Source organism: Sphingomonas oryzagri (genome assembly GCF_029906645.1).
GTDB classification, from domain to species: domain Bacteria; phylum Pseudomonadota; class Alphaproteobacteria; order Sphingomonadales; family Sphingomonadaceae; genus Solisphingomonas; species Solisphingomonas oryzagri.
Map to the genome: position 1 here is coordinate 1,076,920 of NZ_JARYGZ010000001.1, position 23,164 is coordinate 1,100,083.

Annotated in this window: 21 protein-coding genes; 10 read left to right on the forward strand and 11 right to left on the reverse strand. The window is 63.1% G+C overall.

Annotated features, from left to right (window positions below; translation table 11 throughout):
• Positions 1-17: 17 nt before the first annotated feature.
• From trbB to QGN17_RS05110, 6 genes are all read right to left on the reverse strand, one after another.
• A complete protein-coding gene (gene trbB, locus QGN17_RS05085) occupies positions 18-1,004 on the reverse strand; it encodes a P-type conjugative transfer ATPase TrbB (protein ID WP_281043415.1) in 987 nt (328 codons plus the stop codon).
• Positions 1,001-1,405, reverse strand: coding sequence for a ribbon-helix-helix domain-containing protein (locus QGN17_RS05090; protein WP_281043416.1), 405 nt, complete (start codon positions 1,403-1,405; stop codon positions 1,001-1,003). Before QGN17_RS05090 ends, trbB begins: the two co-directional genes overlap by 4 nt.
• 1 nt (position 1,406) lies before the next feature.
• Positions 1,407-3,425 carry a conjugal transfer protein TraG gene (locus QGN17_RS05095; RefSeq protein WP_281043417.1) on the reverse strand — a complete coding sequence of 673 codons (2,019 nt, stop codon included), beginning with the start codon at positions 3,423-3,425 and terminating at the stop codon, positions 1,407-1,409.
• A gap of 386 nt (positions 3,426-3,811) precedes the next feature.
• The gene (locus tag QGN17_RS05100) at positions 3,812-4,936 is read right to left on the reverse strand and encodes a hypothetical protein (RefSeq protein WP_281043418.1); all 1,125 of its coding nucleotides are present in this window, start codon (positions 4,934-4,936) and stop codon (positions 3,812-3,814) included.
• A 119-nt stretch (positions 4,937-5,055) separates the two neighbouring features.
• Positions 5,056-7,317, reverse strand: a complete 2,262-nt coding sequence (locus tag QGN17_RS05105) for a hypothetical protein (protein WP_281043419.1) — start codon at positions 7,315-7,317, stop codon at positions 5,056-5,058.
• Entirely contained in the window at positions 7,314-8,468 is a 1,155-nt protein-coding gene (locus tag QGN17_RS05110; RefSeq protein WP_281043420.1) for a hypothetical protein, read from the reverse strand. Before QGN17_RS05110 ends, QGN17_RS05105 begins: the two co-directional genes overlap by 4 nt.
• Positions 8,469-8,820: 352 nt before the next feature.
• Between QGN17_RS05110 and QGN17_RS05115 the strand changes: the two genes are divergently transcribed.
• Complete coding sequence (locus tag QGN17_RS05115) at positions 8,821-13,017, forward strand: radical SAM protein (RefSeq protein WP_281043421.1); 4,197 nt, start codon at positions 8,821-8,823, stop codon at positions 13,015-13,017.
• A gap of 96 nt (positions 13,018-13,113) precedes the next feature.
• Here QGN17_RS05115 and QGN17_RS05120 read toward each other — a convergent pair whose 3' ends face one another.
• Positions 13,114-13,305 carry a hypothetical protein gene (locus QGN17_RS05120; protein WP_281043422.1) on the reverse strand — a complete coding sequence of 64 codons (192 nt, stop codon included), beginning with the start codon at positions 13,303-13,305 and terminating at the stop codon, positions 13,114-13,116.
• A gap of 211 nt (positions 13,306-13,516) precedes the next feature.
• Here QGN17_RS05120 and QGN17_RS05125 point away from each other — a divergent pair, with 211 nt between their 5' ends.
• The 3 genes from QGN17_RS05125 to QGN17_RS05135 are packed head-to-tail and all read left to right on the forward strand — an operon-like array spanning position 13,517 to position 17,589.
• Positions 13,517-13,810, forward strand: a complete 294-nt coding sequence (locus QGN17_RS05125) for an XRE family transcriptional regulator (protein ID WP_281043423.1) — start codon at positions 13,517-13,519, stop codon at positions 13,808-13,810.
• Positions 13,811-13,864: 54 nt separating this feature from the next.
• Complete coding sequence (locus QGN17_RS05130) at positions 13,865-16,879, forward strand: HsdM family class I SAM-dependent methyltransferase (RefSeq protein ID WP_281043424.1); 3,015 nt, start codon at positions 13,865-13,867, stop codon at positions 16,877-16,879.
• Positions 16,876-17,589, forward strand: a complete 714-nt coding sequence (locus QGN17_RS05135) for a hypothetical protein (protein ID WP_281043425.1) — start codon at positions 16,876-16,878, stop codon at positions 17,587-17,589. The genes QGN17_RS05130 and QGN17_RS05135 overlap by 4 nt, the downstream gene beginning before the upstream one ends.
• Before the next feature lie 202 nt (positions 17,590-17,791).
• Here the strand turns inward: QGN17_RS05135 and QGN17_RS05140 are convergent, their stop codons facing one another.
• From QGN17_RS05140 to groES, 3 genes are all read right to left on the reverse strand, one after another.
• Positions 17,792-18,007, reverse strand: coding sequence for a hypothetical protein (locus QGN17_RS05140; RefSeq protein ID WP_281043426.1), 216 nt, complete (start codon positions 18,005-18,007; stop codon positions 17,792-17,794).
• 64 nt (positions 18,008-18,071) lie between these two features.
• Positions 18,072-19,694: a chaperonin GroEL gene (gene groL / locus QGN17_RS05145; RefSeq protein ID WP_281043427.1), complete on the reverse strand. Its 1,623-nt coding sequence runs from the start codon at positions 19,692-19,694 to the stop codon at positions 18,072-18,074.
• A 59-nt stretch (positions 19,695-19,753) separates the two neighbouring features.
• Entirely contained in the window at positions 19,754-20,068 is a 315-nt protein-coding gene (gene groES / locus QGN17_RS05150) for a co-chaperone GroES (RefSeq protein ID WP_281043428.1), read from the reverse strand.
• A gap of 272 nt (positions 20,069-20,340) precedes the next feature.
• On the opposite strand from groES, the gene QGN17_RS05155 reads away from it, so the two are divergent.
• The gene (locus tag QGN17_RS05155) at positions 20,341-20,577 is read left to right on the forward strand and encodes a hypothetical protein (RefSeq protein ID WP_281043429.1); all 237 of its coding nucleotides are present in this window, start codon (positions 20,341-20,343) and stop codon (positions 20,575-20,577) included.
• Positions 20,574-20,843 carry an usg protein gene (locus tag QGN17_RS05160; RefSeq protein WP_281043430.1) on the forward strand — a complete coding sequence of 90 codons (270 nt, stop codon included), beginning with the start codon at positions 20,574-20,576 and terminating at the stop codon, positions 20,841-20,843. The genes QGN17_RS05155 and QGN17_RS05160 overlap by 4 nt, the downstream gene beginning before the upstream one ends.
• On the opposite strand, the gene QGN17_RS05165 is transcribed toward QGN17_RS05160, so the two are convergent.
• Positions 20,830-20,982, reverse strand: a complete 153-nt coding sequence (locus tag QGN17_RS05165; RefSeq protein ID WP_281043431.1) for a hypothetical protein — start codon at positions 20,980-20,982, stop codon at positions 20,830-20,832. The two genes, QGN17_RS05160 and QGN17_RS05165, sit on opposite strands and share 14 nt — an antisense overlap.
• A 47-nt stretch (positions 20,983-21,029) precedes the next feature.
• Between QGN17_RS05165 and QGN17_RS05170 the strand changes: the two genes are divergently transcribed.
• From QGN17_RS05170 to QGN17_RS05185, 4 genes are all read left to right on the forward strand, one after another.
• Complete coding sequence (locus tag QGN17_RS05170; protein ID WP_281043432.1) at positions 21,030-21,509, forward strand: Hsp20 family protein; 480 nt, start codon at positions 21,030-21,032, stop codon at positions 21,507-21,509.
• 95 nt (positions 21,510-21,604) lie between these two features.
• The gene (locus QGN17_RS05175; protein ID WP_281043433.1) at positions 21,605-22,120 is read left to right on the forward strand and encodes an Hsp20/alpha crystallin family protein; all 516 of its coding nucleotides are present in this window, start codon (positions 21,605-21,607) and stop codon (positions 22,118-22,120) included.
• Between the two features lie 118 nt (positions 22,121-22,238).
• Positions 22,239-22,544, forward strand: coding sequence for an NADH dehydrogenase ubiquinone Fe-S protein 4 (locus tag QGN17_RS05180; protein WP_281043434.1), 306 nt, complete (start codon positions 22,239-22,241; stop codon positions 22,542-22,544).
• Positions 22,537-23,148, forward strand: a complete 612-nt coding sequence (locus QGN17_RS05185; RefSeq protein WP_281043435.1) for a hypothetical protein — start codon at positions 22,537-22,539, stop codon at positions 23,146-23,148. The genes QGN17_RS05180 and QGN17_RS05185 overlap by 8 nt, the downstream gene beginning before the upstream one ends.
• Positions 23,149-23,164: the final 16 nt, after the last annotated feature.

Here is a 23,164-nt window from a genome sequence, read left to right on the forward strand (position 1 = left end):
ACAAGAGACGAGCATGGTCAGACTCCTTTGAGGTTTGGGGCAGTGAGGAGATCGAAGAGGGCGAAGCCGCCGTCCGGATCGACGCCGGCGACGCGCAGCACCTGGTCGACGCGGCGCCCGGCACCGCGACCGGCGATGAACACAATGATGTCAATGGCGTCGGCGACGAGCGCGCGCGGCACCATGACGACGGCCTCCTGGACGAGCTGCTCGATGCGGTTGAGCGCCGACGCCGCGCTATTGGCGTGCACCGTCGCGATCCCGCCCGGATGGCCGGTGTTCCAGGCCTTGAGCATGTCGAGCGCTTCCGGCCCGCGCACTTCGCCGACGACAATCCGGTCTGGGCGTAGGCGCAGGGTCGAGCGGACGAGGTCAGTCATCGAGACCGTGCCGGGACGGGTCCGCAGTGCCACCGTGTCGGGCGCCTGACTCTGCAGCTCGCGCGTATCCTCGATCAGGATCACGCGCTCGTCGAGATGAGCCATCTCGGCCAGCAGCGCGTTCGCAAGCGTCGTCTTGCCCGAGCTCGTCCCGCCGGCAACGAGGATGTTGCGCCGCTCGACGACCGCCATCGACAGGATGCGCGCAGTGTCCGCATCCATGAAACCATCGGTCACATAATCGACCAGCCGATGGATGCGCGTCGCGGGCTTTCGGATCGAGAAGCATGGACCGGTCGAGACCGGGGGGAGCAGGCCTTCGAAACGCTCGCCGGCAACGCCTTCCTCGCGTGGCGGCAATTCCGCCGACACGATGGGCGCGTCACTCCTGATCTCGGTCCGCGCGTGGCTCGCTACCAGACGGACGATACGCTCGACCTGGTCGGCATCGATGGTGATGCCCGTCTCGACGCGCCCTTCGCCGAGCACGTCAAGGCGAAGCTGACCGTCCGGATTGACCATGATCTCGAGCACGCGTGGATCGGCGAGCGCTGCCGCGATGCCGGCGCCCATGGCGGTGCGAAGCATGGCGCGCCGCCGATCAGCGGAGACGGAAGCGGTCATCGGCCGCCCTCCCCGCGCGTATCGAGGGTGCGGCGCCCCGAGGCGACTGCCTGCCCAACCTGCTCGATGAAGAGATTGAAGCGCTCGCGTCCCTTGGCGCGGCCGGCCTGATCGGTTTCCGCAAGCGGCGGATGAATGGCGAGCTCGTAGCGGATGAAGAGCGCGAAGGACTCGAGCAGGATGTGGTCGGCCCGTTCGATCCGCGAAAGGGCAGCCGTGATGCGGTCAAGCCGGAGTCCGAAGCGATCATCGAGATCGTGGTGGCCCTTTCGGGTCAGCCATTGCTCAAGGGCTTCTTCGAGCATCGCTGACTTGTTTGCACCCGGCTTGGCGGCGAGCTTTTCGAACCGCTCGGAGAGTGCCTCGCTCAGATGGAGCTGGTGGCGGATCTTCCCGGCCATCTCAGCGCCCTCCGAACAGGTCATCGCAGCGGTCGCCCTCGCCCACGCCGAAAGCGAGGTTCGCATTGCCGCGCGCCTGGTCGATCAGGCGGGCTTCGCCTTGGTCGGTGTCGGCATCATCAAGACCAAGGGCATTGGCCGCTTCCGGCTCCGGCTCGGGAGAATGATCGTCAGCCGCCAGGCCGGGGTGGCGCTGCTGCTCGAGGCCACCGTCATTATGGTCGGCCGCTTCCTCAGTCCGGGCGGAAAGCAACTCGTGAGTACCGCTCGTTCGACCTGTCCAATCGTCCGGTCGTGCCGGCGGACGATCGGCATAATCGCCATCGCCCAGGACCGGCGGACGCACCACGCGCTCCTTGAATGCGGGGTCTTCATAGTAGCGGAGCTTCGTCGCCTTGATCGGCGGCAGGCCCGACACGAGGATCAGCTCGTCCGTCGCCGGCATCTGCATGACCTCACCGGGTGTCAGCAACGCGCGGGCGGTTTCCTGGCGGCTGACCATGACGTGGGCGAGCCAGGGCGCGAGCCGGTGCCCGGCATAGTTGCGCATCGCGCGCTGCTCGGTCGCAGTACCGAGCGCGTCGGAGACGCGCTTCGCGGTCCGCTCGTCGTTGGTCGCGAAGGCGACGCGGACATGGCAATTGTCGAGGATCGAGTTGTGGTCGCCATAGGCCTTCTCGATCTGGTTGAGGCTCTGGGCGATCAGGAAGGCACGCACGCCATAGCCCGCCATGAAGGCGAGGCTCGTTTCGAAGAAGTCGAGCCTTCCGAGCGCTGGGAACTCGTCCAGCATCATGAGCAGCTTGTGGCGACGCCCATCCTTCTCAGCATGGAGCTGCTCGGTGAGGCGGCGGCCGATCTGGTTGAGGATCAACCGGACGAGCGGCTTCGTCCGTGAAATGTCGGAGGGCGGCACGACGAGGTAGAGCGAGACCGGCTGCTTCGCCTCGACGAGATCCGCGATCCTCCAATCGCAGCGCGATGTGACCTCGGCGACGGTCGGATCGCGATAGAGCCCGAGAAAGCTCATCGCAGTCGAAAGCACGCCGGAGCGTTCGTTTTCTGATTTGTTGAGCAGTTCGCGCGCGGCAGAGGCGACGACCGGATGAACCAGCGGAGCATCGTTCGTGCCTAGATGATTGGTTTCCATCATCCGCCGGAGCGTTGAGACGAAGCTGCGTTGCGGATCGGACAGGAAGGTCGCGACGCGGGCGAGTGTCTTCTCTTCCTCCGCGTACAGGACATGGAGGATGGCGCCGACCAGAAGGGCGTGGCTGGTCTTTTCCCAGTGATTTCGGCGCTCAAGGGCCCCTTCCGGGTCGACCAATATGTCGGCGATGTTCTGCACGTCGCGCACTTCGTTGGCGCCACGCCGAACTTCGAGCAGCGGATTATAGCGGGCCGATCGGGGATCGGTCGGGTTGAGCAGTAGGCAGTTCGAGAACCGCTCCCGCCAGCCGGCGGTCAGCTGCCAGTTCTCGCCCTTGATGTCGTGAATGACCGCCGATCCGGTCCAGCCAAGCAGCGTTGGCACGACCAAACCCACGCCCTTGCCGGAGCGAGTTGGCGCGAACGCCATGACGTGCTCGGGACCGTTGTGGCAGAGGTAACGTCCGTGCAGCCGCCCGAGGAAGAAGCCGACATCACCGTACAGTCCTGCGCGCGCGATCTCGCCGTCGGTCGCCCAGCGAGCCGATCCATAGGTCGTGAGCAGACGTCCTTGGCGTGCGCGCCACAGCGATCCGACGACGGCGGCACCGCAGCCGACGAAGCCGCTCGCGCCGGCAATGGCGCCGGCGTCGCTGAAAATCCGCGGGGCGTAAGCATCGAAGTGATACCACCACGAGAAGATTGACCACGGGCGGTAGATGGCGAGGTTGAATAGATAAAACCACGGCCGGCCGAGTTCAGGCTGGTATTCGAGCCGAGCTGCCGCCCACTGCGTCGCAAACCAGATGCCGAGCACGACGATCGCGAAAACCACGACGATCTGCCCGAGAAGGAGCTTGGTTGGCGACATGAGGCTCTCCCACCGCGCGGCCAGCGCGGGATGAGCCAAGGATCAGCGATCGATTGATTCGAGGGTATGTGCACAGTAACGCGCCGAGACGCGCAGTAGCGCAATTTGGCCGTTTGAAGGCTGACAGCTTTCGGGAACCCGATAAGAGATACCAGTCGTTTGCGTGCCGGCTGACAGCCTGTTTCTAAGAGCGATGAGCCAATAGGACCGGCAGGCTTGGCTACGCGAAATTCAGAAGCGGCCAGACCAGATTCCGCGACGGTTCGCATCTACACTCGGCGGTGACCAGCCGTGGGTTTCGCGACCGGGCGTCCGGTCCAGAGCCGGATGCAAAACCGTCTTAGGCCTGACCATCTCGACTGAGCCGAGCCTGACAAACCGCAACGCTATCGGGGTGGCGACAGAAATCGTGGTTCGGGTGTGCGATCCGAGACCTGATCGCTATTCTGGCGTGCCTGCCAGAAGTCGAACAGGTCGAGGCCTGCGTCGAGTGTCTCGACATGGACGACCTCTCTGGTTTCTTCCTCGTCGTACGGTGCGGCAAGGCCCGCGAGCGTCGCGGCGTCGCCCACCACGACATAGCTGAACCGTTTCAACGAGCCCGGATCGATCGTCGCCGCGCCATTCGCATAAGCGAGCGCCATCCCGGGTTGGACCCCGATGCGATAGATCTCCGGCCCGACGACCTCGTAATAGGGAAGGTCGCCAAGTGGACGGTGGATCAGGAGGTGCGGAGGGGCCAGAAGATCGGACGCAACGCTCACCGGCAGCCGGGCGGTGCGCCCCTTGGTGCTTTCGCGGTAAACGGTGAGTTTGAGTGTCTCCTCGCGAGGCCGGCTGGAGGTCGTTTGAAAGTTGATCGCCCCGTCGGACGACATGGCGATACGGCGAAGATCCTCCTCGGACCTGACCGCGGGCAGGCTCGTCAGGTAGACATAGGCGACATTCACGAGCTCCCTCGTGCCCTGCAGGTTCCACCGGGACGAACGCAGCTCGCCGCTGGTTCTGATCGCAGCATAGGCAGCCGGATTGGTGATGTGCGAAAGGTGGATGTCGAAGTCCTCATCGTCCCGTTGCAGGCATTTGCCTGAGGCGTATCGCAGCAACCGCGAAGGCGCCTCGACGATGCATCGATAGAGTTGTGCGCCGTCGACATAGCCGCGCACGAACCCATCGGAGCGTATTTCGACTATGACGCGGGTCGGATCCGTTTCGCGTGGCCCGCCGACATCGATGCTGAAGCGCGCGACATGGAGGCCCGGCTCTATATTGAAGCCCAAGATCGGCGGCCCGAAGAAACTGGGCTGATAGAAATGCCAGCCGCCCCGCTGCACGAACATCAGCTCCGGGAGCAGGATGCTTCCGAATCGTGCGTGCCCAAGCCTCAATTTCACCAGCCCCTCGAACCGCTCGAGCTCGGCATTTCCGAAAGCGGGCGAGTAGCGTGACGGCGGTCCGGCGAGGCTCGGATCAAAAGGCGCCCGCGCACTGCGGTCTTTGCGTCGCGACATAGGATCTCAGACTCCGCTCAATTCTCAAGCCAATGTACCGTCCGCTCCCTGTCCTTCCCTTACGGCACACGGCACACCGGAGTGAGTGGCAAATGCATCTCCATTCGAGGTGATGGGGATCAGAGGCTTTTGCGAGCGCCGGTCGGCCGGACGAGAGCCAGCTCGTCAGGCGGGGTTTCCAGGATCCTTTTGCGCAGTGCGGCCGCTGGATAGGGAAGGTGGACGCTCGCGTCCACGACCTCCCGCGTATCCGATGCCGTGAGGCGCAGGCGTCCCAATGCGATCGCGAGGAGAAATTCGAGACTTCCCTCGTTCGCCGGCGGTTTGGCGACAAAGGTCCGCTTGACCAGATCCGCCATCTGCCGGCTCAGCTGCGGCATCGAGGCATAATAGAGTTCCTGCGGCAGCGCGCAGCGCAGCAGCGACGCCTGGATGACGCCGTCATTGTAGCGGCCGAACATGCCCGGATCGATGACGCGCTGTGTGAAGGAATCGCTGACCAGCTTCGGCGCGTCGCCATATCGAAGGTTCTCAAGGACCGACGCCATCGTGAACACGACGTCGCCCTGCGACACGCTGCGATACAGATCTCTTTTCCAGAACGCGAAGGTATCGCGCAGTTCGAGCGGATGGCCGTCCGGAGAAGACAGGAACAGCTCCTCGACGGCGAGCGATCCCGTCTCGCGCAGCCGGTCCAGCCGGGCGTCCAGAAAATCCGTCTCTCTGCTGTCGCCTGCGTCGGTCGCGTCTTCGAGGAGCAGGCTCAACAGTTTGAACTCGGCTTCCCACGCCGAGCGGGCGGGCCGGTCCGGAAGAATCAGAGATTCAATGGGTCTTACGACATGCTCATAACCCTGGCCCGAGGCGCTCAGGCTGTTGAACTTGAGATTGTTGACGAGCTGCTTGCTGCGATCGGTGTGGCTGTGCTTCGAAAAGCCGATAATATAGGTTCGTGGCGTCTCGCCGAACGGATCGCGCAGGTCGCGGCTGATGCCGTCCAGATCGTGCCCCTGGCCAACGCTCCCCGCAATGACAACGATGCCACCGTCGAGAGCGCCGCTTTTGGCCAGCGAGCGCAGGTCCTGTGCGGCGATCGGGCTTGTGTCGTGGTTGTCGGATACCTTCAGGAATTCCGCCGCGAGTTTTCCGCTGGCCTCATCGTCGAGATGGACCAACGCGGTCAGGTGACGAGGCGCGTGGCGATGCACCGCCGCCTTGAACCGCGTCTGAAACCGATCGACGGCGAGCAGTCTCGCCGGGTCGATGCCGACCTGCCGAAAGGTGTCCCCGTCATCGTCCACGGCTCTGAGGCCGAAGCCCTCATGGCCGTGATAGTTCTGCATGAACTCGCGTAAGCTCTTCGGCGCATCGTCGCGCAGGATCGCGATCGGCTCGTAGCACACCGAATCGGCCAGAAACTGGTCGCCGACGAACCGGATCGGACGCGACTGGGCATCGCACAACGCGCACTTACCCTCGCGATATTCGGCACTGACCATCGGTTCGGCGCCCGCCCAGAACACCTTGTCGGCGGAGAGATCGCACACGATCGGAGGTGTGCCCGCCTTTGCAAACGAAAATAGCGTGACGACCTCGTCGGCGCGAAAGCCTTGATCGCTCACAAGCCGGCGCGCGAGGTTGCCGCTGGTCGTTGCCGAGACCAGGGCGGCGCGATGGGGCGTTCTCGGGATGGACTGCTCCTGGGAAATCGCCCTCCATGAAGAGAAGCTGCTGATCGTCGGGATCGGAAGATCGGGCGCCAGCAGATGGCGCAGGAGAGCAAAAGCGTGGGCGACGCTGGCGATCGAGGAGGTGTCGATCCAGAGATCGCGCGTCTGCTCCGGCACGCAAGCCAGCAGGCACGCGGCGACGAACATCGTTTCCGGGCCGTCGACAAATACGTTGGCGGCCCGGATGAAGGCCTGGGAATGCTTGCCCGAAGGGTGGACGAAATGCTGCCCATCCTCGGCGCGGATCAGGGCACCGCGCCGGACGAAGATTTCGCGCAGTCCCTGATGAAGAAGGGAGGCGAAAAGGTCCTCGTCGATCGTCGGAGCCGCGGCTTTCCCAATCCTTACCGTGCGGGCGCATTTCCCTCGGCGATCCAGCCCGAGCAGCACCAGGGGCACAGTGTTCGTATCGATCCGCCAGTCATCGGAGGCATGACCGCTTGCCTGGATCTGCTTTTTCGCATGGTCAAAGACGTCGTCCCGCACGATGATGAGGAGCGCGGTCGGCAACAGATGCCGGTCGATGTCGGCTGCCATGTCGGTGTAGAGCGTAGGGAGCGGCAACGTGTCGGCGGGCGTGAAAACGACCTTCCACGTCGGATACACGCCGTCGTCGGATTGCGAGGCCCGATAGGAGAAAATGTCTTTCACCGACGACCGCCAAACAAGGGAATGAGCAAGGTGAGGAGGGTTCCTTCGGCCTTGGCCATTTCCGTCGCGACATGCGTGGCCGAGGCGGCGTCGAGGAGCTGCAGGTCCGCCGGCTCGAGTGGAGCGTCCGAAGCTGTGTGAAAATCCTTGTAGAAGGAGGTTCTGCCTGTCCGCAGCCGCAGAAAGCCGCCGTCCGATTTGAGGCGCCTTACGGTTCGACGCAGACCCTTGCCGGCCCCGTCCCGACCGTAACGCAGCTTGGGATCATGGAAGCGCGACTGGACGAGCCGTTGCTCATCGCCGATCGGTGTTTCCGCCTGCAGCTCCGTGCCGAGCGCGCGGGCGGCAAGGCCGGGCCCACTGTCGAAGATAGAAATTTCCAGAACTTGGGTGTGCTTGGATCGAAACCTGCCCGTGATGCCCTGCAGATAGCCGGCGAGGGGCGCATAATCTCCGGTGAGTGTCGGTATGTCGCCGGGCTCGACCTGGTGCGTCTGGGCATGGAGCCCGCGTATCGACTTCCTGTACTGGTTGCCGCGCGCATCTCGCCTGGCATAGCGATGGGTGTTGTCGATCAGCTCGCGCATCATGACGCCGACATCGCCTGCGTAGCGCGCCACTTCGTCCGCTCTCGCCTGGTTGACCGAAGCACGAAGAACGTCGCTGGCCAGCTGTTGGAATTCGACCTCGGTGCGCAAAACCGCGCCTTGCGGACCTTGCGCATAAAATGGAGTGAGGTAGCCGAGACTGCTGTGGTCCGCGCAGAGCAGCGCCACCGCATTGCCTTTCGTGGTTTCGACGAACCTGCTTTGGTCCATCGCAAAAGAGACCCGCGCAGCAGCCTCATAGGCCGCGCGCCGCCAATCCTCCCGATGCGGTCCCGTGATCGCTCTGGCCATCAGGATTGCGGTGAGGCCATGGGGCCGCATCGCGAGATCATGGAATGTCCGGTGCGCGTCGAATTGCGGGAACAGCTCGGCATCAGGCGATCGGCGTGCCCAGGTGCACATCACCTGGGCCAGGGCGGCCGAGCCTCCGAATGCTGCATAAGAAAGGCGTTCGGCCAGCAGCAGGGGCGCGGGGTCCTGCGCGATCTGGGCGAGATAGGATTCGCACGCCGAGATGCTGCCATTCTCGCCGATACGGATCATGTCGACAGCTCACCTCGCGATATGTCTCGGGGCTTCACTAGGGGTTCAATCCGGCATGTCCAGTGGGCCGGGGACGGATCTCGCGGGCGCGTACAGACCTCGGGCATTCGAAGTCCCGCCCCTTCCGGCCGTCTCGGGGCGCCGCGTCCTTCCGCAACGGCGTCGACAATGCCATCCGCGCTTTGTGATGGAGCACGGGACGTCATCATTCCCCAAGCTTGCGCTTCGGCGACGTTAGAAGGCATAGCGACCCCGGCTTTGCCGGACGAGACACGCGCGCTCGGCGGGGGCTCAGGCCTGGGGGACGAAAGAGGCGTGCAGCCATAGGGTGTGAGCCTTTGCTAACGACAGTATGAAGCAGCACCATATCTTCATCGCGAGCACCGAGTGGGGCGGCTCTACCGGGGGCATCAACCTCTTCAACAAATCGCTCGTAGAGGCGTTGGCGCGCGTGGTCGGCGATCGGGTCAAGATCCACGCCGCTGTCACATCCGGCGATGCGGGATTGCCTGTCGGCTTGGCAGCTTCGATCGAGTTCCTCGACTATGACGGGACCGGCATTTCGCTTGCAAAGGCTATCGAAGGGACCCTGCCGGTAACGGGAGATCGGCCGAGCCTCCATATTTTCGGGCACGATGTCCATACCGGCGCCCATGCCATCGAGGCCCGCGATCTGCTGAAGAGAGCGGGCTATGATGTCCGGGCGGCGACCGTCTGCCATATGGACTATTCCGCCTATGAGCATCTGAAGGATACCGATGCCGGAGCGATCCTCGACAAGGCGCAGAGGCAGCGCGACATCGTCTGCGCGGCGGACGATGTCTATGCGGTCGGCCCGTTATTGTGCCGGAATTTTGAACGACTGCGGCAGGCAGAGGCCAGCGAGACACGGGTACACCAGATCATCCCAGGCTTCCCAAACGCATTTGTGGATAGGGCGCAGGGCAATCCGTCCTTGGCACTCAAATTCTTCTTTTCGGGCCGGATCGATCCGGCACTGGATCGCCTGAAAAATAGCCGCCTCGTCCTGCGATCGCTCGTCAAAGCCTATGAAAATGGATCCAAGGACCCGGAATCGCGATGGCGTCAGCGCGGCCAATTCTTTTGCTACGGCTTTCAGGCCGGTTCCGATCATCGCGACTGGTATTGCGACGATCTCTCCGAACAGGCTCTGAAAACGCACTTCACGCTTCATATGGAGGATTTCGCCGGCCAGGAGCCCATGTTTCGCCAGCTTCGTGACAGCCATGTGGCGATCATGCCGTCAACACATGAGGGCTTTGGCCTGGCGGGTTGGGAGGCGCTCTGCGCGGGCGTACCGCTGATCTGCTCCGAACAATCGGGGCTGGCACTGTTCCTGCAGAACCTTTTCGCGCGAGATCATGATCTGCCCAGTGAGTCGGTCGTCATGGTCCGCCTGACCGAGGGGCCGGATGACGAGGCAACACTCGCCGGGGCCATGCACGAGCTTGCGCGCGCCTATGAGCGACGTCGAAGTCATGCGGAAAAACTGTCGGACCATCTCAGGGAGCATTTCTCCTGGGATGATTGTGCGCGTTCTGTAGCCAGCGCGATAGGTCTTGCGCCGATCGGCTCAGTAGATTGGACCGATCGCCAATATCAGGGGCAGGTCGCCACACGTGGCTCGATCCAGGCCGGGCATGACGCCAAGGAGATCGAAAGGGCGCTCAATCTGGCCAAGCAGGGGCGGGCATTGAGCGAATGGAGTGTGACTTGCACCGCGCTCAACTATCTCAGCGACATCGCCAAAGAGCGCAATTATGCCAGTCTCGATCGCGCTCGGCGTCAGATCGACACCATCGCCCAAGGGATCGGCAAGGCCTATGCGAGCGATCAGGCGCAGCAGCCAGATGTCCGCCGATCCGGCCGCTTCGATGTCGCCTGGCGTTTCATGGCCGCTGCGTCGGGCCTCCAGGAGACGCTCGGAAAATTTGAGACGTGCCATCCCGCGGAGATGATGGACGAGATCGAACAAGACAGCTTTCTCCGCCGTGAGTTGCTTCACTACGCGATGAAATTCAGCGATCGGTTCGACGGTGTCTCGAGCAACGTTGCGTACGAGCTGTTTTCAAGGCTGGCCGCCTTGAACCGCGACGATCATGCGTTTCAGACACGCTTCGCGCGTCTGGAGTCGATCTCTCCACCGCTGTCTTCGCTCGGGATTTTCGATCCGACGATCAGTCCGGCCTATCGCGAGGAAAAGGCGCGATGCGACAAGATTCGCGCAGGCGCGTTCGATTTCAACGATCTGCTGGCCGACGAGGGGGCGCTCGGGCCGACTGCGCTGGCACTGTCGACGATCGATAGGAGCCTTGCGGGGCGCGGGATCGACCAGCTATTTCGTGCGGGACAGGAGCATGGCTATGTTCCACCGCCGTTAAAATGGCGGGGCGACAAGCTGCTCAGGGCGGCACTCCTCGCGGCCGCCATCCGCCCGCGTGCACTGCTCGATTTCATCTCGGCTCTCGCTCGCGATGAGGAAGAGGCGTTGCGCTGGGCTGCTATCGATCTCGCTTTCTCGCCCACGCTCCGTGCCCGTCTGTTCCAGGCGAGTCGGGCAGGTCAGGTGGATTTGAGTGTCGCACAGCTCAAGGCCGCCCTTGGCGGGGTCGTCGACCAGGCGCTCGAGGCCGAAGGCTGCCATCCTTGGATGCAAAGAGAGTTTCTTAATCGATTTCAAAGGGAGCATCTCACCCCGGCACTCAAGACTGTCGAAGAGCGCTTCACGCTCACCGATTTCCCGATCGGCCGCACTCTCATTGGCGCGGCGCCCGGGGAGGAGGACAATTGGCGGTTCAAGGACCTCCATCCCGAAGTTCGAAGCGCCGCGCGCAAGCTGCGTGACCATGTCCAGCGGATCATGCTCGTCATGCCCCCGATTTCCAGCGGTGGAGACGCGCAGCAGGTTTCACAAACGTCCACACCCCCAATCGGCCTGGGGATGATCGGCAGCCGGCTGCTTTCTTGCGGACACGATGTTCACCTGCTCGATTGCCATCGCGATCCGTCCCTAGTGGACACGGTGCTGAGAGCAGCATCGCATTGCCAGTGGGTGGGCTTTAACGTCGTGCTGCCGACCATGCGCTCCGTTCTGGGCATGGCTGCGCAGATCAAACGCTCTGCCAATCCGCCGCTTGTCGTCCTGGGTGGACCAGCCGTCAACGCCCGGGCTCTGCGAAGCGCTGCGGTCGACGAAGAAGAGCTTGAGAGCTGGGATTTCGAGATATGCGCGGATGGCACGGACGGTTTCGCGGCGCTCGTCGATGCGACCGCAGCCAGCCGGTCCGAATTCGCGAAAGGTATCGTTCCCAATCCGCGCAGCCGCCATGTGATCGCGACGTGCCGCTCGATTGCTTCCGACGTCGTCCTGGACGGCAACAACAACCCGGTCTGGCACGAGCCCGTCGTCCTGGACCGTCGTATTTTTACGACGTCTGGCGCGATCTACGAACCTGGACAGACCCGGGCGCATGGCGCGGCAGTCGAGGCGCACGTCGTGATGTCGCGAGGTTGCGACTGGAACTGCACCTTCTGCACCGAGCGAAAGACACAGTCGGGCGGCGAACGGCGCCGATCCGTCGAAGCCGTCGGTGCCGAGTTGATCGAATTGTCGCGCCGCTATCCCGACCTCCGCATTCAGTTCGTCGACGATAATCTTCTTCCCCAGATTGCTGCGACGGATTCGTCCGAGCGCAAGGGCAGAGGGCTGGATTGGACGGGCCAATTTCTGGACCTGCTCGACGGTATCAGCGGGCGCAAGCGTGGCCGCTTCGGCTGGCGAGGCATTTTCAGAGTCGAAGATTTCTTGGCCTACGAGAAGGAAATCCCGGATTTTATCGCTCGGCTGGCGGCGAGCGGTTGCCGCATGCTCGCCTTCGGCGTGGAGCATGGCGACGAGGAGCACCGGCGGAAGATGAAGGCCGGGGCGTCGGCCAGCAATTCCGAGTTCAAGGATTTATTCGAGAGACTGGCAAGGCAGTCGATCCATTCCAAGGCCTACCTCGTCCTGGGCGGTCCGAAGGAAACGGCGGCAACTTCGGAAAGCACCATCCGCTTCGCGCTCGAATCGGGAGTTAGCATTGCCTATTTCGCCATCTACAAGGAGTTCGTGCCGGCCCTCAAAATGCTCGCCCAGGAACAGTCCGCGGACAGCCGGATCCATGATCAATATTCGCGTTACGAACAATTGGAGATCGGGTGGGATGACATATTCATCGCCGCATCGAATAATCCGACCGACCCGGCGTTGCGCGCGCTGGCCGGCCATGCCGGCTTCGCCCAACTCGCGGACGTCACGCAATGCCTGCAAACCTATCGCAAACTCGAAAACCTAGGGTTCCGCTTCGCGGACCTGGTCAAGTATAGCGACATGCACGCATCGGTCGGCCCGGCATCGCACATTCTGCTCCGGGTCAATTTTGGCGATCAGGAGCTCTTTCGCAATATCCTCGCCTCGGCCTATCTCCGTTTCTATCTCCGCCCTGAATTCGTCGAGACTTACAAATCCCTTCTGGCCGAGGGCTATTGATAGAGAAATAAGGGGTCTTCATTCGCAACGGACGCCCGCCCGACGGGCCGAAAAGGAAGACGGATGTGTCAGACTATCGGCCGGCGGGCGAGGCCCTTATTGTCTGCCCTCGTTGACGACGGCATCCGCCAGCTGGCGCAGGGCGTGCCGGTGCCTGGCGGCCATGGTTCGCAGGCGCGCCCTGATGCCGAGGCGCGTGAGGCTGACCGAGGCGGACAATAAGGGATGAAGAGCCTTTTCCATGGCGCGCCAGATCCTACGGATGCCATGCAAGAGCAAGTCGATCATTACGGGCACAGTTATCGATATGGTCGATCTATGCGATCCAGGTGCCGGCACTCCTGCAACAGTCGGGAGCGTCATGATCCCGGCTTCACGATCGTGAAACGGATCGAAGGTTTGCATCGGGGGGAGTCCACCACGCCCTCAACCCGCATGGCGGGCTTTCCACACATTAAATAATGTGATAGTTTACATTAATCTATGTAGCGGCACGCCCATGATGGTCTATGCGGAGTTTCTCGAGGAGCTTGACAGAGCCGGGTTGAGTGTCCGGGCTTTCGCGGAATTGACCGGAATGAACCCCAATTCGATTTCGAACTATGCGCGCGCTGGCGAGCTTCCCACCCATCTGGCGCTGATCGCCGTTCTCGTGGGAGAGGTGCGTGCGCTCGGCGGTGATTTCCGTCGTGCGATGGCGAAGGTCGAGCGCGCGCCCAAGAAACCCAGGGGTGGTGCGCGCCTCGGTCATTTCGGCGGAGACCGGCAGACCAATCTGGACCTCAAGTCATGATCCATGCCTGCGCCGCGCTCTATGGCATCCAGGCTCGTTACGGGCGTCGCTATCATGGGTGATATTGCGGCCTTACTCGCCGACTTTGGCGGCGATCCGGCGAGCCTCAGGCTTCTCGACGCCGACGGGCCGGACCTGCTGCCCTACGCGACGCTTCTGACGGCAAGGCGGAACGGAAACGCTGCGCTCGAAAGCGTGGGCGCCGTCTACGAATGGCAGGGCGCGCCGCTTATCTTCCTCGTGGATGCCGACGATCTTCACGATGACGACCACCTTCACCGGATCAGGCGCCTGCTCGCGATGCGCGGCGACGCACCTTATGTCGGGGTTCTGGGCCCAGGCAGGCTCACGGTTTATCAGATCGCGCTCGACAGCAAGTCTCCTCGCCAGGCGCGGGTGGATTGGGGCGATGAGACGGCTCGCGGCATGGCCTTCGCGCGTCTCGGCAATATTCGCCCGCACGCGGCCATCAATCAGCGTAACTGGATCTCAAACGTCGTCCTCAATCTGCTGTCCGGATCGATCAGCAGTCTGATCGCGATCAAGGGCGTCTCCGACGAGGATGCGATCTCGCTCGTGGGGCGCGCGCTCTTCACCCGCTTCCTGGCGGACAGGGGCTTGCTGCCGGCCAGCCTGTCGGCGGATGATGAGGGCGCTAGCCTGTTCGATACACGCGCGGTTGCCGAACAGACTTCGGCCTGGCTCGATCTGACCTTCAACGGCGATCTCCTGCCGCTCAGCGATCGCATGTTCGCGCGGCTTCCCGAACGTGCGTTCGCGATCCTCGGCGACGTGCTTCGGCGTGCGCCCGACGGTCAGCTATTCCTCGGCTGGCAAGAGAAATGGGACAATCTCGACTTCGCCCATATCCCGGTCGGAGTGCTCAGCCAGGCTTACGAACTTTATCTGCGAAGCCATGCACCGGCCCGCCAAAGGCGGGAGGGTGGCTATTATACGCCGCGGCCGATTGCCGATCTGCTGGTGCGCGCATCGTTTCGCGCGCTGGAACGGCAGGATTCGTGTCACAAGGCCCGGGTCCTCGATCCCGCCGCCGGTGCCGGCGTCTTTCTGCTGACCGCGTTTCGCGAGCTCGTCGCCGAACATTGGCGCGTCGAGGGCAGACGCCCCGATACCGACGCGCTCCGATCGATCCTCTACGAGCAGATCACCGGGTTTGACATCAACGAGGCCGCGTTGCGCTTCGCCGCGCTCGGATTGTATCTGTCGTCGATCGAGCTCGACCCGGACCCGCAGCCCGTCGACAAACTCGGGTTCAAGGATCTGCGCGGCAGGGTGCTCCATCGCATCTGCCGCGAGGTGGACGTCGAAGGTTCAGCACTCGGAAGCTTGGGGCCGCTCGTGGGCGACGAGCATGTCGGCCGCTACGACCTGGTCGTCGGAAACCCTCCATGGGCGAGCGGTACACAGCTTTCTGACTGGCATCTGGTCCGCGCCAAGGTCCGGCAGATCGCGGCCGACAGAAAGATTTCGATACTCTCGCCTCCGCTTCCCAACGAAGGGCTCGACATCCCCTTTGTCTGGCGCGCGATGGAATGGGCGAAGCCTGATGGGCAGATCGCGTTCGCGCTGCACGCGAGACTGCTGTTTCAGCAGGGTGACGGCATGCCGGAAGCGCGCCAGGCCTTGTTCGAGGCCCTCGATATAAGCTCGGTCATCAACGGCGTGGAATTGCGGCAGACGAGAGTTTGGCCCGAAATCACGGCGCCGTTCTGCCTCCTGCTTGCCAAAAACCGATCCCCCAGTTCAAGTGCGGGCTTCCGGCTCATAAGCCCTCGGATCGAGGAGTCGCTGAACGACGCGGGCAGCATGCGGATCGACGCGCTCAATGCTGAGGTCGTACCACCTTTCCTGTTCGCCGAGACGCCCGATATCCTGAAAATCCTGTTCCGCGGGACCAAGGCCGATCTCGGTCTCGTCGAACGCATTCGGAACCGTGGCTTCCTCACGCTCGAGGCCTTTTGGAAGGAAGCGATCGGCACCGGCGACCGCGGACAGATGCGTGGCAGCGGCAATGGCTACCAGAGATTTCGGGACAGCAGCCGGGTCCGGAAGAAGGGCGACGGCAAGCCTGGCGTCGATGCGCGCTATCTGCATGGCCGCCGCGAGATGACGGCACCGACCTTCTCCCGGGTTTTCACCGAGGCGAGCGCGCTTCGTCCCTTTGCGCAAGACCGCATCCATGACCGGCGGTCGCCCGAGCTATTCGTCGGGCCGCTCGTCGTCGTGCATGAGGCGCCGCCCGTTCTGACCGGACGCATCGGAGTGTCGGTGTCGGACGAGGATGTCGTCTTCAACCAGAGCTTCTACGGATATAGCCCGCACGGCTTTGCCGAGGCGCATATCCTCGTCCGCTACCTTGCTCTCGTGCTGGGAAGCGAGCTCGTGACTTGGCTGACGCTTGTGACCAGCGGCCGATTTGGGGTCGAGCGGGAGGCGATCGAGAAGGCGACGCTCGATCGCATTCCGATACCCGATTTCAGAACACTGACGCGGTCGCAAAAGGGCGAAATCCTTGCCCTGTTCTCGGCTTTGCAAGACGACGAGCGATCCTGGCCCGCAGTTGATCGGTGGGTTGCCGAGCTTTACGGTCTTGGTACGCGCGATCTGCAGGTCATTTCCGACACTCTCAGGTTCAATCTGCCCTACGCCTCCAACAAGCGCGGCGCGCAGGCCATTCCGATAGCAGAGGAAGAGTTGCGCTTCTGCGAGACGTTGCGCGCTGAGTTACAGCCTTGGGCCGAAAGGTTCGGCTCGAAGGTCGACGTTCGCCGAATGGAGCAACCGGCCAACTCACCCTGGCACGGCATCGAAGTCGGCGTTGTGGGTCCGGATGACCGCACCGCCGTGGATCAGCAAGATTGGGCTGGACTGCTGCGCGCAGCGGACGATGCAGCGGCATCCGAAATCGTCATACGCGACGAAACGGGCGCTTTGTTGATCGGCCGACTGGCGCAGCGGCGCTACTGGAGCGAAACGCAGGCACGCCTCCTTGCGCAACGCATCATCTGGTCGCATGTCGATATCTTCAAGGGGCCGGCGCTCTCGTGAGGGCGGCGTCGATCCGGCCGCGCGCAGATCAGGTCGCCGAATTGACGCGCGGCCTGGCGTTGCCTTTGCCGGAAGTTCCGGCTCTCCATCTCGAGATTATCGGGGAGAGCCTTTTCAGGGCTTTCGGAGATATTCGATCGACCGCATCCGCCACGGTGGGGACCGGAACCGAGGCGGAAGTGACAGCTCTCCTCGAAGCGCGTCTCAATGCGATGATCGACGATGATCCGTTCTGGAGGCAGCTTGTCCTCTGCGTTGCGCGGGGAAAAGAAAGCCTGAGTTTCGACGGCTCGCATCTCGAGAAGCGACCGGATCTGTCGATCTATCTCTCGAACCGGCACAGAGGCTTCCCGCTCGTGGCGGAAGCCAAGATCATCGACACGACAGCAGCGAAGAGCGAGGCGCTCTATTGCGACAATGGTATCCGCAGGTTCGTCGATGGTGAATATGCCTGGGGTAGCCGCGAAGCCTTCATGATCGCCTATGTGAGAGACGGATCATCGATCGGCGCTACTCTCACGCCTTTTCTCGCCAAGGCCAGAGCACAGCGTCCCCCAGGCTATCTTGTGGAAGACCTCCCCGCCAATGTCGGTTCGGGGAGCGCGGGTATCGCCATGTCGCGCCATGGTCGCGACTTCGCCTATCCTCCTTCGTCTGCAGCGGATGCACGTCCGGGGCCAATTTCCGTATGGCATCTCTGGTTGGCTTAGGCGCCAAGAACGCCCGGGCTATCAGATCGGTGACGAGGCGCTCAGTCCCAGACCAAGCCGTCGGACATACATCCGTCTGCCCCAAGCGGACCGTCGGCGATCAGGGACGGCGTCGCGGCGCCGCTATGACCGAGATTGGGCGCCTAGCAGATAGGCTCCTTGTGCTGGAGTACCCATTCTGCTTCGTGCGTCGATTTTATTCTCAAGTCCGCTCAACATTTCCCCACAATGCAAAGGCGCGTTCAACGGCATCAAACGCCTCCGCTCCCGCTCCGCGGTCAACCAGCCAAAGCCTGATGTCGTAGATGCTTGCCTCCGACACCTCCGGGAAATCGGCCACGATCGCCGCTAGAGTGGCGATATCGCGATCCGGATAGCTTGCCTGGCTCGATAGCCACTTGGCGAAGGATTCAGCCATTGCGGTCCTCTCCATGCGCAACGCGAGAGTGGGGCCGCGGTTTGGAGACCGCGGCCCCTTCAGCTCAATAGTCCATCGCGGGCATGGTTGCCGCGGGCTTCTCCTCCTTGGGCAGCTCGGCGACAAGTGCCTCGGTCGTGATCAGCAGCGCCGCGACCGACGCCGCATCCTGAAGGGCCGTGCGCACGACCTTCGCCGGATCGATCACGCCCGCCTTGACGAGGTCCTGATACTCGCCGGTCGCCGCGTTGAAGCCCCAGTTATAGTCATGGTTCTCGAGCAGCTTGCCGACGATATAGGCGCCATCCTCCCCGGCATTCTCGGCGATCTGGCGCGCGGGTGCGCGAAGTGCCCGTCGGACGATGTCGATCCCCGACTGCTGGTCGTCATTGGCGGCCTTGATGCCGTCGAGCGCCTCGATGGCGCGCAGCAGTGGGATGCCGCCGCCCGGCAGGACGCCTTCCTCGACCGCGGCGCGCGTCGCATGGAGCGCGTCGTCGACGCGATCCTTCCTCTCCTTGACCTCGACCTCGGTCGCGCCACCGACGCGGATCACCGCGACGCCGCCGGAAAGCTTGGCGAGCCGCTCCTGCAGCTTCTCGCGATCATAGTCGCTGGTCGTGGTGTCGATCTGCTGGCGGATCTGGCCGACACGGGCATCGATGTCCGCCTTCGTGCCGACGCCGTCGATGATCGTGGTGTTGTCCTTGTCGATCGTCACCTTCTTGGCGCGGCCGAGCATATTGACGGTGACGTTCTCGAGTTTGGTGCCGAGTTCCTCGGAGACGACATTGCCTCCGGTCAGGATGGCGATGTCCTCGAGCATCGCCTTGCGACGATCGCCGAAGCCCGGCGCCTTGACCGCCGCGACCTTGAGACCGCCACGCAGCTTGTTGACAACGAGCGTGGCGAGCGCCTCGCCCTCGACATCCTCGGCGATGATCAGCAGCGGACGGCCCGACTGCACGACCTTCTCGAGCAGCGGCACGAGCGCCTGCAGGTTGGAAAGCTTCTTCTCGTGGATCAGAATGTAGGGATCGTCGAGCTCGACCTTGAGCTTCTCGGCATTGGTGATGAAGTAAGGCGACAGATAGCCGCGGTCGAACTGCATGCCCTCGACCGTCTCGAGCTCGGTCGCGAGGCTCTTGGCCTCCTCGACAGTGATCACGCCCTCGTTGCCGACCTTGTCCATCGCCTCCGCCAGGATGCGGCCGACCTCCTCGTCGCCGTTGGCCGAGATGGTCGCAACCTGCGCGATCTCGCTGTTCGCCGAGACCTTGCGCGCGTGGCTCTCGAGGTCCTTGACGACGGCGCCGACGGCAAGGTCGATGCCGCGCTTCAGGTCCATCGGGTTCATGCCAGCCGCGACCGCCTTGGCGCCTTCGCGCACGATAGCCTGGGCGAGCACGGTCGCCGTGGTCGTGCCGTCGCCGGCCTTGTCATTCTGCTTGTTGGCGACCTCGCGCAGCATCTGCGCGCCCATATTCTCGAACTTGTCGGCGAGCTCAATCTCCTTGGCGACCGTCACGCCATCCTTGGTGATGCGCGGCGCGCCATAGCTCTTGTCGATCACGACGTTGCGGCCCTTGGGCCCCAGCGTCACCTTCACGGCATTGGCCAGCACATCCACGCCGCGCAGCATGCGATCACGCGCGTCCGACGCAAATTTCACGTCCTTGGCAGCCATGGTATTTGTCTCCTGTCCTTTCAGAGATTGTGATTGAAGATACGAGCAGGGCCTGACGATCAGGCAGCCTGCTTCAGGGGTACGACATTGTCGATGATACCGAGGATGTCGCTCTCCTTCATGATGAGCAGATCCTCGCCATCGACTCGGACCTCGCTGCCCGACCATTTGCCGAACAGCACCCGGTCGCCGGCTTTGACGGCGAGCTCGACCAGCTGGCCGTCCTTGTCGCGCGCACCGGCGCCGACTGCGACCACCTCGCCTTCCTGGGGCTTCTCTTTGGCGGTGTCGGGGATGATGATCCCGCCGGCGGTCTTCTCCTCGGCCTCGACCCGGCGCACGAGCACGCGATCGTGAAGGGGACGGAAATGCATGAGCACAAACCTCCTGTTGCTTCAGCGATGATAGGATCTGCCGGCACTCGCGCGACGGCAGTCGCGGGCGGGCCACAGGGGAACGGACAACCGCCTCCGGGCACCCGCGCAGCGCATTTTTAGCACTCGTCGATTTCGACTGCCAAGAGAAAATTTTGTCGCTGCCGCGCGCTGCACCACTCTTGACGGAAAGCTCGCATCGAACAAAATTTTCGGGTTGCCGGTAATTTGCTGGCCGAGAAAGGAGCGGCAATCAGACAGGAGGTATCGCCATGTCCGAACCTTTTTCCCGCTATCTCCATCCCTTCGACGTAGTGCAGCATCCGAGCCTGGAGCCGGAGGTCAAGCGCGCCATCCTCGCATCCTGGGCGTCCGACCGGTCGGCTGTGAAAGACCAGCCTGCTATGCGCAGGCCCCCGGGCGCAAAGCGCGCCGTCCGTATCGATGAAGTCTTCGCGGCAATGCGGGCGCTCGATGAACCGCCGGCTAGCGGCGGATCGCTACAGTGAGCGATCGGGCGTTCATCGCGCAGCTGGAGGGCTATGGGCTCACCACCGCCGAAATCCTTTATCATCGGCCTTATGCGCCCTCGCTCCTCCAGCTGTTCGTCTGGCAGGAACATGATCTGGCGCCCGACTTTCCGGTGCTTTTCGACTTCCTCGATCATTGGCGGCTTGAGATCAGGGCGGCGCTCCATTCGGTGAGGATTGCCCACGACCGGTTGATCTGGCCCACCGAATGGCGAGCCGTGGACGGGATCATCACGATCCAGTGAGCTGCTGGACGACATCCCGCCCCTGCGAAAATTTTTTCTCGCCGAAAATCTTGAAGGCCGATTTTTCGTTTCCTAGCTCATCTGTGCCGGGCGCCGTGTTCGGGTCCGGTGGGACATAGAGGGCGCTGGCTCCCGACATTGCCGGCGCTCCTTGTGCCCAGATCGCTTCATTGGGAGGATTTGGATATGAGGACCAACTTCGACTTCACGCCGTTCCGGCGTTCCACCGTCGGTTTTGACCGGCTCTTCGACCTGCTCGAAACGGGCACGCGCGCCAACACGCCGACCGACGGATATCCGCCATTCGACATCGTGCGGGAAAACGAGGACAGCTACCGCATCACGCTTGCGGTTGCCGGCTTCGCGCCGAACGAGATCGAGATCGTCGCACAGCAGAACCAGCTGACCGTTTCCGGCAACAAGACCGACCAGGACGAACAGCGCCAGTATCTGCATCGCGGCATCGCGACCCGTACCTTCGAGCGTCGCTTCCAGCTCGCCGACTTCATCGAGGTGGGCCATGCCCGCTTCGAGAACGGCCTGCTCTCGATCGAGCTCAAGCGCGTCGTCCCCGAGGCGATGAAGCCGCGCAAGATCGAGATCGGCGGCGGCCATCCCGCCAACGACCGGATCGAGGCGCCGAAGGCCGAACACAGGGCGGCCTGATCCCGTTCCGAACCGGCTCGCCGGCGTCGTTCCCTGCGGGGGACGGCGACCGGCGGGTCATGCCCAGTTCCCAGCCCAACGAGGAGATGATCATCATGGCTATTCGTGATCTCATTCCCTGGAGCCGGCAGGAAAACCGGCTGCCCATACCCGTGAACGGCGAGCGCGATGTCGAAAGCCATCCGCTGCTGTCGCTGCATCGCGAGGTGAACCGCCTGTTCGACGATGTCTTCCGCGGCTTCGGCGTCCCGTCGATTGCCAGCTTCGACCGCGGGCCCGGCTGGCCGCAGCTCGAGCTTGCCGAGACAGACAAGGAGGTCCGCGTCACCGCCGAGCTGCCCGGCCTCCACGAGAAGGATATCGACCTTCAGGTCGAGAACGGCGTGCTGACGATTCGCGGCGAAAAGAAAGCCGAGGTGGAGGACAAGGAGCGCGGCTATTCGGAGCGTAGCTACGGCCGCTTCGAACGGCGCATCGGCCTGCCCAGGGGCATCGACCGTGACAGGGCGAGCGCGACCTTCAGGAACGGCGTGCTCACTGTGACGCTTCCCAGGACGGAGGCGGCGAACGAGAATGTCCGCCGTATCCCGATCCATGGCGCGGCCGCTTGAGGATATGGCCCGGGACCTGCGTCCCGGGCCTGTCCGTCGCGAAGCCCGGCCGGAGACGGCGGCGAACGACAATGGCGTTCCAGGGCCGCATCCGTCGAGTGCATTGCCACCGGATGCATTGGCGATCATCGAGCCGACGCCGATCGCCACCAACCAGAGCGGGCGGGCGCGTTGCGATCAATGGCGGCTGCGCTTTCCAGCGCGGACGCGGCCCTTCGTCGATCCGCTGACCGGCTGGACGGGCGGCAGCGATCCGCTGGCCCACGTGGTTCTGCGATTCCCGAGCCTCGAAGCGGCCGAGCGATACTGTCGCTTGCAGCACCTTCGCTTCGAGGTTCGCCGGCCGGCGTCGCGTCCGGCTCACGTGATGCCAATCAAGCCGGATCCATTTTGTGAACAGCAGGAAAGGAGCAGACATGCGTAAATTCGGCACACCTGCCTTGGCCGGCGTCGTGGCGCTGGCAGTCGCTGGCGCCGCGTTGGCCGCCAGCCAGGACATGCACATCATGAAGGTCGGCCTGCCCGACGGATCGTTCGCCAGGATCGAATATGCCGGCGACGTCGCGCCCAGGGTGACGGTTGCGCCGGCCTCCGGAGCCGTGCCCATTGCCCTGTTTAATGCCTTCGACACCGCGCCTTTCGTGGCATTCGATCGCATTGCCGCCTCGATGGACCGCGACATGAATGCGATGGTCCATGAGATTGGTGCTCTTCAGCCTCCTCTGATGCCTGACGCCGGCAAGCTCGATCTTGCGGCGCTTTCCAAATTGCCGCCGGGCACGGTGAGCTATCGGTTCGTCTCGACCAGCAACGGCAACGACATGTGCGGCCGCAGCGTCGAAGTGACGTCGTACGGGCCGGATGAGAAGCCGAGGGTCGTGTCGAGCAGTTCGGGCGACTGCACGTCGACGAAGCGGGCGCCGACGCCGACCCGGCTCGATTCGCCAACCGGGCCAGCGGTACCCGCGTTGAGGCGAGCCGGCGAGACCGACGTGGCTAAACGCTCACGCGCGGCCAACACCATCTGAATCAAGGCGGAGGCGG